Origin of the sequence: Paenarthrobacter sp. 2TAF44, assembly GCF_052114885.1 — a bacterium.
In the GTDB taxonomy this organism is placed as follows: Bacteria; Actinomycetota; Actinomycetes; order Actinomycetales; family Micrococcaceae; genus Arthrobacter.
Genome location: NZ_JBFRFP010000004.1, coordinates 161,194 through 173,372, shown reverse-complemented (window position 1 = coordinate 173,372; position 12,179 = coordinate 161,194). Strand labels below are relative to the sequence as shown.

8 protein-coding genes are annotated in these 12,179 nt (G+C 58.5%); 6 read left to right on the top strand and 2 right to left on the bottom strand.

Annotated elements, in window-relative coordinates:
• The first annotated feature begins 96 nt into the window (after positions 1-96).
• From AB4Z15_RS06310 to AB4Z15_RS06290, 5 genes are all read left to right on the top strand, one after another.
• Positions 97-1,227: a PrpF domain-containing protein gene (locus AB4Z15_RS06310; RefSeq protein WP_442016578.1), complete on the top strand. Its 1,131-nt coding sequence runs from the start codon at positions 97-99 to the stop codon at positions 1,225-1,227.
• 31 nt (positions 1,228-1,258) lie between these two features.
• Entirely contained in the window at positions 1,259-2,707 is a 1,449-nt protein-coding gene (locus AB4Z15_RS06305) for an SLC13 family permease (protein ID WP_442016577.1), read from the top strand.
• A 279-nt stretch (positions 2,708-2,986) separates the two neighbouring features.
• Positions 2,987-3,313: an ArsR/SmtB family transcription factor gene (locus AB4Z15_RS06300; RefSeq protein WP_442016576.1), complete on the top strand. Its 327-nt coding sequence runs from the start codon at positions 2,987-2,989 to the stop codon at positions 3,311-3,313.
• Positions 3,310-4,026, top strand: coding sequence for a cation transporter (locus AB4Z15_RS06295; RefSeq protein ID WP_442016575.1), 717 nt, complete (start codon positions 3,310-3,312; stop codon positions 4,024-4,026). Before AB4Z15_RS06300 ends, AB4Z15_RS06295 begins: the two co-directional genes overlap by 4 nt.
• A 24-nt stretch (positions 4,027-4,050) precedes the next feature.
• A complete protein-coding gene (locus tag AB4Z15_RS06290) occupies positions 4,051-4,869 on the top strand; it encodes an alpha/beta fold hydrolase (protein WP_442016574.1) in 819 nt (272 codons plus the stop codon).
• Between the two features lie 47 nt (positions 4,870-4,916).
• On the opposite strand, the gene AB4Z15_RS06285 is transcribed toward AB4Z15_RS06290, so the two are convergent.
• Together AB4Z15_RS06285 and AB4Z15_RS06280 are read right to left on the bottom strand one after the other, a co-directional pair.
• Complete coding sequence (locus AB4Z15_RS06285) at positions 4,917-6,764, bottom strand: FG-GAP-like repeat-containing protein (RefSeq protein ID WP_442016573.1); 1,848 nt, start codon at positions 6,762-6,764, stop codon at positions 4,917-4,919.
• 1,110 nt (positions 6,765-7,874) lie between these two features.
• Positions 7,875-9,209: a glycosyl hydrolase family 28-related protein gene (locus AB4Z15_RS06280; RefSeq protein WP_442016572.1), complete on the bottom strand. Its 1,335-nt coding sequence runs from the start codon at positions 9,207-9,209 to the stop codon at positions 7,875-7,877.
• A gap of 1,443 nt (positions 9,210-10,652) precedes the next feature.
• Here AB4Z15_RS06280 and AB4Z15_RS06275 point away from each other — a divergent pair.
• Positions 10,653-12,062 carry a polysaccharide biosynthesis tyrosine autokinase gene (locus tag AB4Z15_RS06275; RefSeq protein ID WP_442016571.1) on the top strand — a complete coding sequence of 470 codons (1,410 nt, stop codon included), beginning with the start codon at positions 10,653-10,655 and terminating at the stop codon, positions 12,060-12,062.
• Positions 12,063-12,179 lie beyond the last annotated feature (117 nt).

The following is a 12,179-nucleotide window of genomic DNA, read 5'->3' as shown; positions in this document are numbered from 1 at the left end:
CCATCAAATATCCAACATTGTCTTCATTTGTGATCCGAATCATTCTTCTAATAGGCCCCTGAAACCCAGCGCGGCAGAGGAGATGGACGGATTGCCATGAAGATTGAAGCGGAATGGATGCGTGGAGGCACCAGCAAGTGCTGGGTCTTCGAAGGTGAACACCTGGACGAAACCCACAAGGACCTGGACTCTTTGCTGCCCCGGCTTTTCGGAAGCCCGGACCACCGCCAGATTGACGGCGTCGGAGGATCAACCTCCACCACTAGCAAAGCCATGATTCTGCGCCGTCCCTCCGACCCGGATGTCGACGTCGAGTTCACCTTCGCTCAGGTCGGCATCGAGGAAGCGGCCGTGGACTGGGGGAGTAACTGCGGAAACTGCTCCGCGGTTGTTGGACTGTACGCGATCGAGAAGGGCTGGGTCACGCCCAGCGGCGACAACACCCGGATCGTCACGCGCAACACCAATACCGGCCAGATCATCATCCAGCGCGTTGCCACCCCAGAGGGCGCCCTGCCGATCGTCCCGGATGCTCAGATGCCCGGCGTCGTATTTCCCGGCTACCGGGTGGGCCTGGGCTTCAAGGATCCCGCCGGAAAGACGACCGGGAAGTTGCTTCCCACCGGTGAAGCAACGGACACGATAAGCGCCGGCGGGACGCGCTGGACAGTTTCAATGGTCGACGCCGGAGCCCCGGTTGTGATCGTCAAGGCCGAGGAGTTGGGCCTGGACACCGCCCGCTTCGAAAGTTGGCAGGCCGGAGTGAAGCTGCAGTTGGACACCCTGGACCAGATCCGGCGGCAGGCTGCCGTCCGAATGGGCCTGGCCTCAACAGTCAAGGACGCTGCCCGCGCTATCCCCAAGCTCGCAATAGTCGGAGCCCCCGGCCCAGGGGACACGGGCACAGGCGACACTGCCGACGTCAACGTCATGATGCTCTCCATGGGCAAGCCCCACCCGGCCCTGGCAATTACCGGAAGCATCGCCCTGACGCTTGCAGCAAGTACCCCAGGAACTGTCCTCAACAGCATCACGGGCAGTGAACCGCGATCCATCCTGCGGCTTCGTACTCCTGCGGGCGTGATCGAGACCTGGAGCGAAGAACGCAACGGGTCCCTGTTGGTCGGGGTGGACCGTACGGCACGCACCATCGCCACCACCACCCTGCATCTCCCGGAACTCCTCGGCAGCGCCGTCGAGCCTTCCTTCGCATCAGCCGCTCAGTGACATCAGCCCACTCAACGAGGAGTAAAAGATCATGACTAAGACCGATTACCAAGCCGCCTCCACATCAGTGGATGATGTTCAGGAGGCTGGTTCCAAACGTCCTAACCGCAGTCGCCGTATCCTGCTGATAACAGCAGCCGTGATTGCTGTCCTGGGTCTGGCCGCTCTGATGTTCGGAGGCGCCATTTTCAACCCGGCGGCCACCTCGGGAACGGAGCAGACCCTGACCGCTACGCAGATCATTCCCTTGGTCATCCTCGTCCTCATGTTCGTTGTCGCTACCAAGTGGCCACTGAACATCGGTGTGATGGGGCTGGTAGCCTCGTTCGGCGTCGGGTATTTCATGCTGGGAATGTCCGATAAGGAGATCCTGGAGGACTTCCCGGCCAGCATCGTCCTGACGATCATCGGCGTGACGTACTTCTTCAGCATGGCAAACCGCAATGGAACCATCGATATCATCGTGCAGAACTGTGCGCGCCTCGTCAGGGGCAAGACGATGCTGCTGCCATGGGTCTTCTTCCTTATCGCTGCCGCGCTGACCTCGCTGGGCACGTTCTCGCCAGCCGCCGTCGCACTTCTGGCGCCTGCCGCCATGGGGTTCGCTTACGAGTCACGCATCCACCCCGTCCTCATGGGTGCCTTCGTCATCAATGGCGCACACGCCGGTGGATTCTCGCCACTCTCGGTTGCCGGCGTCCTGGTCCACAACATCGCACACGACAACGGCTTCCCCATTTCCCAGGGCGGACTCTTCGCGGCGAGCTTCGCCATCAACCTGCTTCTCTCGGCACTCTCCCTGGCTTTGTTCGCCGTCTTCGGAAAGCTGAAGGACGGCGCAGGGGTCCAGAACGTGGATCTGGAAACTCCCCGCACCACGCGGCCTCATGGCCAGCAGATCCTGACGCTCCTGCTGATCGCTGTCATGCTCGTCTGCACCTTGGGCTTCCGGATGCCGATTGGCTTTGTTGCCCTTTCCGCCGGCCTGCTGCTGGCGCTGGTCAACATCAAGGAGCACCGCACCTTCATCGGCGGCGTTTCCTGGTCCACCGTCCTTCTGGTGGCTGGCATGATCACCTACGTCTCCCTGCTGCAGCATGTGGGCGTTATCAACACCCTTGCAGAGATGGCTTTGGCGCTCGGCGCACCGCTGCTGATCGCTTTGGTTCTCTGCTACGTCATCGGCGTCGGTTCAGCCTTTGCCTCGTCCACCGCGCTGCTGACCGCGTTCATCCCGCTCGCCGGGCCCCTGCTGGCCTCCAGCACGTTGAGTGCATCAGGAACGGTTGCAGCCCTTGCAATCGCAGCAACTGTGGTGGACGTTTCGCCCTTCTCCACCGACGGCGCACTGATCGTGGCCAACGCCCAGGATTCGGACCGTCAGCGCGTGTACAAGCAGCTGATGATCTACGCCGGTGGAGTGGTCCTGGTTGCGCCCGCCCTGGCATGGGCCCTCCTGGTTCCGACCGGCATCCTCTAAACCGCAACGTTTCACATGACTGCCGGCAACTCCAGGTCGGCACGCGAAGGGACCCGCCCTGCATACCAACGCAACAGGTAACCCGAAAGACGGGCGCAGGACTGGATAATCCCAACGCACCAGAGGCGGGGCCACCTAACGGGGTGGCTCCGCCTCTGTCGTGTCGGTAAAGCGTACGACGGCGGAGCTGCCGCCGGCGGGTCTGGGAGGTTGCGGCTTTGGCGTTTGGAGATTCAGTACACGATTGCATGAATACAGCGTCGGCTGTACTTTAACGACATGGAAACCCTCACCCACGCTCCGGTGCTGGCCCGCTTCGGCTATGCGATCTCGGACGCCACCAGGGCACGCGTACTCCTTGCCCTGGCTGATGCGCCGGCTTTCCCCTCCGAACTTGCAGATTCCCTGGGCGTTTCCCGCCAGAGCATGTCCAACCACCTGACCTGCCTGCGCGGGTGCGGCCTTGTGGTCGGGGTTCCCGACGGGCGCAGGACCCGCTATGAACTGGCCGACGCACGTCTGGGTCACGCCATCAAGGACCTGATCGGTGTGGTCCTGGCGGTGGACCCCAACTGCTGTGCTCCTGATGGGACGTGCCTGGCATGAGCACAGCCCTGCAGGAAGCGTCGGAACGCAGAACCGTCCTGACACGTAGGATCAGACTTTTCGCTGCCGCCACCATCACCTACAACGTCATCGAGGCGGCAGCGGCACTGTGGGCTGGTGGTGCGGCGGATTCGTCGGCCCTGATTGGTTTCGGGCTGGACTCGGTGATCGAGGTGGCCTCCGCGGTGGCATTGTCCTGGCAGTTCTCCGCCAAGGACCCCGAGCGGCGCGAGCACTTAACCCTGCGGATCATCGCGATTTCCTTCTTCGCCCTCGCCGCCTTCGTCACGTTCGATGCCATCAGATCCCTCACCGGTGGGGGAGAGGCCCAGCACTCGACGCCAGGCATCGTGATCGCGGCCCTCAGCCTGGCGATCATGCCTGTGCTGTCCTGGGCGCAGCGCCGAGCCGGACGGGAGCTCGGTTCCAAGACGGCCGTAGCTGACTCTAAGCAGACGTTGTTGTGTACGTATCTCTCTGCTGTGCTGCTCATTGGCCTGGTCCTGAACAGCACGCTGGGTTGGTGGTGGGCTGATGCCGGCGCAGCTCTGGTGATTGCCGCCGTCGCCGTGCGCGAAGGAATCAACGCATGGCGTGGCGACGTTTGCTGCGCTGTGCCTGCTGCAACAGTCAGCGATGAGTCCTCCGAAGACTCGGGCTGCTGCGCGGAATACCAGACGGCAACGGATTCACCCAAGACGGTCGTTCAGTAGTCACCTCGGGCGTACGCTGACCGCATGGAGTCCGAGGTCAGGATGCTCGCCCTGCGTACCGGGATCAACGTGCCCTGCTTTGTGCGGGGGAACCTTGGTGAAGCGAACGACGACGGCGCCGCGCCCTTGGTGTTGTTGCATGCGTGGGGTGAATCCTGGCGGAGTTTTGAGCCGCTGATTGCCTCGCTGCCATCCTTGACTCTGGCCGCGCCTGACCTACGCGGCCATGGTGGGGCCGACAAACCTGAAACCGGGTATTCGCTGACAGTGGTTGTGGAAGATGTAGTCGCGATGTTTGATGCCTTGGGTATAGCGAGGGCTCACGTCTTGGGTTCATCCAGCGGCGGATACGTGGCCCAACAACTCGCTGCGACGCATCCGGAACTCGTGGCATCTCTGATTCTTGTTGGATCTCCGTTGAGTCTCCAGGGGAAACCACCGTTTGCGAACGAGGTGGAGGAGCTCACTGATCCAATTTCGGAGGACTGGGTTCGGGAATCTCTGTCCTGGTACAGGCTGCTGCACAATGTGCCCGCTGCCTACATCGAGGACAGGGTGCGGGACGGTTTGGCCATGCCGTCAGCCGTTTGGAAGGCTTCCTTGCGGGGCTACTACGAGGCTGTTCCGCCAACCGAAGCCGGAACCATCTCAGCCCCGACGCTCATCCTGTGGGGCGCACATGACCACATAGTGCCGCGGCACCACCAAAAAACCCTTGCCAACCGTATCCCTGGAGCTCAATTGAAGATCTACGAGAAGACGGGCCACTTGGTGTTGTGGGAGTGCCCGGAACGGGTTGCTGAGGATGCGGGGGCGTTTCTGCAGCCCATATGGCGCGGCTAGCCCCCATCATTCAAGAGCTAGCCGCGTTACTGTTCAGGACGGAGGAATTAAAGAATCGCCGTCATGCCGTTCCAACCTGTTCCGACCTTGGTGGCCGTGGGCCAGCCCGAACCGCTATTGCCTGCGTACAACCAGAGCTCGCCTGCTCCATTCCGGGCCAGGATGTCGGCTCTGCCGTCACCATTGAAGTCGCCAGGTCCTATGAGGGAGTTCATGGAGTTCCAGCCTTGGCCTATTTGCTGTGTGGCGAGCCAGCCTCCGTCCCCGCTGCCACGGTAGAGCCGCAGTGCCCCTGCAGCGTCGCGAGCAACGACGTCAGGAGCGCTGTCTGCATTGTAGTCACCTATCCCCCTAATCTCGGACATGGCGTTCCATCCGAAACCTACGTACATGCGAGGCAGCCAACCGCCCTTGCCGTCGCCACGGTAAACGAATAACAAACCTTCACTGGAACGAGCAACTACGTCTACAAACCTGTCACTGTCGAACTGTCCGATGTTCTCAATTGCTGTCATGCTGTCCCAACCACTGCCGACCTGGACGCGTGAGAACCAGCCCCCCGAGCCATTGCCGGGGTAAAGCCATAGAATCCCGCTTCCATCGCGGGCCAATAGATCTGCCTTGCTGTCGCCATCGAAATCTCCAGGCGCGACCATGGCAGTCATGATGTTCCAGCCCTGTCCTATCTGCTTTCGCGGAAGCCAGCCGCCTGAGCCGTTGCCGGGGTAGAGCCAAAGTAACCCTGTCGAGTCCCTGGAGACGATATCCGTCGTGCGGTCACCGTTGAAGTCGTTCTTGACCGGCTGCTGTGCATTCCCATCAATGATTGTCACTAAGTTCGAGGCAGCCGTGTACACCTTGTTGTTGGACGTGTTTACGGCGGCAATAAGCCACGGGGTGACCTTGACGGCGCTGCTGGCGTTATTCCTTCCCTCGATGACCGTGGTCCCGCGGTCAGCCATCGAGGCGTAGATCTTGTTATTCGCTGGATTCGCCACGATTTTCTTCACCTGCGTTGGGGTGGCTATCTGCGCCGTCTCCGTCATAGTTGCTCCATCGACAACGCGGACCGCGCCGGCCGTGGATGCAGCAGTCGCGCCTATGTACAGCATGTCAGTAGCCGGATTGAGGGCCCAGGTCTCTAGGGGGCCAGACCATGGCATGGTCGTGGAGACAGTGTCACTGGCGCCATCGATGACTTTGATGCTGAAACCGGACGTAGTTTTGGTTGTGACGTAGATCTTGTTTTTGCTTGGGTTAACTGCCGCGCCAAGGATGAGCCCCTCGCCGACGGACACCGTCGAGCTGATGAGTCCAGACGCATCGATGACCTGCACGCTGCTGTCAGAGATAGCGTAAGCCTTATTCGTGCCTGCATTGATGACGATGTTGCCAGCTCCTGTGGAACCGGGCACGACGCTGGCAGTATTGGTGGATCCATCGACTACTGTCACGTGCTCCTGAGTGCTGACGTAGATCTTGTTTGCCCCCTCGTTGACAGCAATCGAATCAATGATCGAGTCGAACGGGATCAACATGGATTTCTGTGCTGCTTCATCAATCACTGCCAGGGAATTCTTTTCCATGGTCTTATCTGTGCTTGCTACGTAAAGTTTGTTTGTAGCTGAATTGATGGCCAGCCGTCCAGGGGTGTCCCCCGGGAACATCACGTTACTTGAGCCGCCTGCCTTAAGCCTCTGAACGGCGCCGGACGACACTACATAAGCTGTGTCTGTCGTCGTGTTTACTGAGATGGAATTCGCATCCCCTTGAAGATGTATGACATCACTGACGACGTCAGCCCTGGCCGGTGCGCCAATAGTTCCCAGCCCCAAAGCCAGTGCGATACCGAGGGCGACGGATGGAGCCGCTGCCCAGCGTCGTCGTCGGTTCATGTTCCTGAGCGCGCGCGGTCCATCCAAAATAGCCAACATAGATTCCCCCGAAGTCGTGACGCAATTGCACGTCGATAGTCGGATTCTATAGCGGGTAGAGCAACGGCCAGCCCTGATTACGATCCGGACTGGCGGTGGTCTGAGATTTTCGAAGTGAGCTGAACTAGTGGATCGCGATTATGCCATTCCAGCCTGAGCTGACCCTGCTTGCTGTAGGCCAGGATGCTCCGCCGTTAGGGCGCAGAGGCACAGCTGGACCTGCAGCACCGGCCAGACCGTCGGGGGGCCATCGTCGTGAAGTCATGGACGCCGGTGATTCAGACATTGTGGGCCAAGCCGAATCGGCCCATATACGGGGCAGGCAGTCGCTGTTGCCGCCGCGGGGTGAACCCAGTGCGCCACGGCGATCACTGGTCGCCACGATCAAAATTTCCCTTACCGGGGAATTCAATTCCCGGTCGGGCCCCTTGCCTACTCCTTTGTCGTGGACAGGAAGGTTTCATAAGTCCTATTGGCTCCTCCCGCCGGCCTCAACACTGTAGACACCCTCATTTCGGCCAAGTAGGCCGTGTCGGTCGGGAATCAAATGCAATACTTGGCGGCCGCTGCACCTACAAAGACGACGTCTGCTATGCCGCCGCTGTGTACGCCTCCGTTGTCCCGTGTTTTTCGCTCCAAACCCGTGCCAATCACTTGAAACAGCCGCCACGAAATCTTCCCTGGGGGTTGACGTGACAGCGCCTCGCGAGGTCTCTGCAAGGCGTACACGGCGTTGTCTGCCGCTGCGCCAGGTGGAAGATGGCGGCTTGTGTTTCGCAGCGAGGGTCAGTACAAGATGCGTGAATACGGCGTACGTGACCACATGGTCCCGCGGCACCATGAAACCCTATCCAGTCGTATTCACGGTGCTTGGTTGAAGATTTACGAGAAGACGGGTCACTTGTGTTGTGGGAGTGCCCGAAACAGTTTGCTGACGATGTAAGGGCATTTCTAAATTGGATCGTGGCGTAGGAGCAGCCACCCGTGAGCTCCGGTCGGGCTTACAAATTCGAGACCTAGGCGAGCGTTCAAAGCGGTGCTGCCCGCGCCGAGCTTTCGTGACGGCCCTTGTCATTTACCCACCCAGCCGGTGCTTCCGTTTCCAGTTTGCTTGACGTAGAACGTCGTTCCGGCACCGCCTCCGTAATTTTGGTAGGTCGAGCCGACCGGTGCCATTTCGCGTCTCTCCGGGCTCCCGGAGCCAACTAGTTGAAGTGGGCTGAGTGCCACGCCTCCAGCGACATACGGGTTGGCGAATTGGGTCGTAGCAGCACCTGTAATACTGGCCAAGGTAACGAAAAACTGGAACCAGTTCTGCGATTTGTGGACGGCCACGAGTTTTCCGGATCCAAGTGACGTAAGCGTGAAGGTTCCGCCCGTGAGGCGTGCTCTCAATGTCGAACCGGAGTTGTTCAAACCTCTGAAGTCCACGAAGGGTGGTGTCGCCACATTTGGCAGGTAGGCATTGAGATCCGTCGCCACCAAAGCAGCAGCATTTATGCCAGTTGCCGCCACGCCCTTGAAGAGTGAAAACTCATTCAGACTGCTGGTCACGTAACAATCACGAAAATGGATCGTACCGACTGAGATAGGACCGCCCAGTCGGTTGAATCGGACGCCGGCCTTGACGCCTTCAATGTAAGTCACACCGCTCACAACCAAGTGTGCGACGCCTGTACCTTCCACGGAAATGATGCTGTCCAGGAGATAAAAGTTGCCGTCGTGCAGCCCAGCCGTTCCTAGGTAGCCGAGAGTCTTGATGCCGATTGGGGTCCGGGCGAGTTGAAGACGCGTCGAATGAAACAGGCTTGTGTCGGTGGTTTCGATCGCGGCAACAACGGCTTGGTGAATCCTGACATTGACCATGCCCATCTCTTCGGACTTGCGTAGGCGCAAAGGGGTTTGGGCAATATTGAACCCATCGATGACTAGATTCTGTATCAGGTTCTGGTAGATGAAATCCGTTCCATTACCCACATCGATACCCCCGCTTGGGTGAGTAAACCTAAGCACGGACGAACCGGAGGGATCGCCAACAAGGGATGAGTAACTCGCCGACATCTGGAGTCGGGTCGCAGACGGAATCAAATAGGTCCCTACTGGTAAGACCACAGAACCTCCTCCCGCCGCGCGCAGTGCTGCGCTAATGGCAGCCGAATCGTCGGCGATGCCGTTCCCGACCGCACCATAGTCTCTGGCGTTGACTGGTTCGTTAGCGCGCAGTGCATACTGGACCGAAGGATCAGTTGTGACTGACACTGTTGACCCGACTCCGGCAGCATGAGCTGCGCCTGAGTTAAGAACCAACAAACCCTCGCTGGCGGCTACAGCAGTTGCCAAGGGGACGATTCTAAAAATCCCCCTACGCCCGATGCCGGTATTGCGTTCTGTCAGCGAGCCGTCCACATGCTCTTTGTCATTACTCATGAAGACACCCCTATTCGGTGGTTCCCGTGAGGTAGTATCTCGGGCGGTTGCTTCGAAAAAACAACCTCTGCCGATGAACCTGGCGAACCGGGAAGAAAGGTCTTACTCGCCAATTCTAGAATTAGTGAACGGAAACCCCGCCAAGCAGTGAACTTTCATTCTTGAAGTGGCGTCCATCACAATCCGAAAATAGTGTGTAATGTGGGTCCTTAACAACAGTAATTAGTACTCGAGTTAGTTGGGCACGATGCGCGTTTACTACTTGCCGTACTTGCATCTGCTCAACCGAGAATACTTGTATTACTTGCATCGACTACTCGGATTATTTGCGTCACCTACTCGCGTGAAACTCCCGGGTCGTGCCGAGGGGGAGGTCACACCTCGCCTACTGCAGTTAGGCTCCCGATCTTGGCCTTCGTTAAGTGATCCCACGACACGTGGTCGGCTTGCTGGGGTCGGCCCGAGGCGCAGCAGTATTGCAGTCGATCCCTTAGTGGTCTAGCGAGATATGCACAAGCGATCTAAGTACAGTGCCAAGCGGGACACCCTGCCAGACTGGCTGGCCTGAAGTTCTGGGTCTTGCACGGTTGCCCCGTCTGTTGGGGTTGCTCCCAATTGGCCGTTACCACTCATTTGATTCATGCTTGTCAATTCCCTTTTCTCCACGGTCCCAGTTATTTACCTGCGAACTTGGCGGATCAAAAAACAGCTGAGGTAGGCTGCCTGTGCGCGACGACGGCAGTGTAAAAAATTGGCAAGTGACCCCTTGCCGACCGAGGCCAAAATCTTAATTCACAGGAGGGGATTTGAATATCAATAGAACTAGTAGTTGTTCGCGAGAGGAACCTGGCCTGAGTAAGTTATACAAACGTCTGACCAGCCTACGAATAAGGCTAGAGGGTGTACCGGGGAATCAGGTTGCGAGGTGCGGAGGAGCCGCACGACTGGTTTCCCATTGGGCGGACTTCTTCCGAGAAGCGCGCGCTAAAACGGACCGCGCTCTTCGTCCATCCTCGCTATGCGCAGCTCCAATGGACGGAACAACGTTCCGTTTGATGAGCAAGTATGACGGCGTCAGGGGCCGTTCGGGTGTTCGCAGTTGGATGGCTCAAAGCAGCAGCTGGCCGGTGTGGACCCATACAGGAAGCTGTCCTCATTCCGTAGCCCCTGAAGCGCTTAAGCCCACTCTCAACAGTTTGTCAACCAGTTTTAGTTGAGAATTACGTGCGTGCGGCAAGAGCATTTAAACCTGCATGAGTGATGCATGATAGCGTCAAAATTAACAAGCGTAAGCATATGACTACGCACGTCTACCGATGTTGCAACATCGGTTATACGGCATGATCTAATAACGGTGAGCGGACTGATCGCCTCGGTTCGCCGCCTTGTTGGATATCGCTCACGAAAATATTGGGGAACCCCGTGGAGTTGCGTACTTACCTGCATGTCATCCGCAAGCGCTGGATTTCCATACTGCTTGTCACGGCTGTGGCCGTTCTCGTGGCATTGGGACAAACGTTGACCCAGACGCCCACCTATGACGCGCATTCACAATTGTTCGTCTCTGTCAAGGGCGGCAATTCAGCAACTGACGTAACGCAGGGGAACATGTTCGCACAGAACCGGGTGACGTCCTATGTAAGTCTCGCAACGAGCCCCCGCGTCCTTCAGGCAGTTGCCGATGACTTAAATCTGCCAGGCGGATCAAGGAAACTGGCAGGCCGCGTTGCAGCCTCTGCGCCCCCCCAAACCGTGCTGATCGACATTACGGCTTCCGACGCAAACCCTGAACTCGCGGCGAGGATTGCCAACTCCACGGCGGACGAATTAATTAAAGGCGTTGCGTCCGTCGAGGATGTTTCACTGGTGAAATTGAGCGTCTTCGAACGGGCAGAGCCACCCATCAGTCCTTCTTCACCTCGACCCATGATGAACCTGATTCTAGGCTTGGTTGCAGGGCTGGTCCTTGGCCTTGGCTTCGCGTTCGTACGTGAAGTTCTCAATACACGGCTGCGGACCCAGGACGACATCGAGCGAGTCGTCAGCGCCGGCGTTCTGGGCACATTCGTCGGCGATCCTTCTTTGGAAAAGACCCCTGTACTAACCCAGGGAGACCCATATAGTCCGCGGGCAGAGGGCTTCCGTCAGCTGCGGACACACCTGTCATTCACGAACCTCGGTGGCGGGCACCAGAGCGTCGTAGTTTCCTCGTCGATCCCAGGCGAAGGGAAAACGTCTACCGCTGTCAATTTGGCGATTATGCTCGCTGAAAGCGGGACGCGAGTTCTTCTCATCGATGCCGATTTGCGGCGACCGCGTGTCGCCAATTACTTGGGCTTGGAAGGTTCCGTGGGGCTTACTGGCGTCCTTACGGGCAGCGTGGCGCTTGAGGACGCAATTCAGACATGGGGGCCAGCTGGCCAGCTTCACGTTTTGGCATCGGGGCGTTTGGCACCGAACCCAAGTGAGTTGCTTGGGTCTTCGACCATGGACAAGCTGCTCACTCACTTGGAATCTGAGTATGAAGTGGTCATTATTGACGCCCCACCTTTGCTCCCAGTCACGGACCCTGCGGTCCTTGCGGCTAACGCCAGTGGCATCCTGCTGGTCGTGAGTGTTGATGGTCGAACCAAGAAGGCGGATTTGGCCAGGGCTGTCACGAATATAGAAGCGGTTCGTGCCCGTATGTTGGGCGTGGTCATCAACCGTCTTCCGGCAACCAAGGGTGATCACAACTACTACGACTACAAACCTCAAGTCGACAAAGGCAAGAGGCGTTCGACTGAAGCCAAGAATCGGCAAGAAATGCGCCACGGCAGCGTAAAGCCGTAGCCGGTCCGAGAGAACTGGAATGTACGCTTCGTTGCCCCTCGCATCCAAATTTCACAATGCCTGGCGCATCGAATCCCGCTGCAGACTTCAGTCGTCAATGTCGGTTTCACCAGCCTT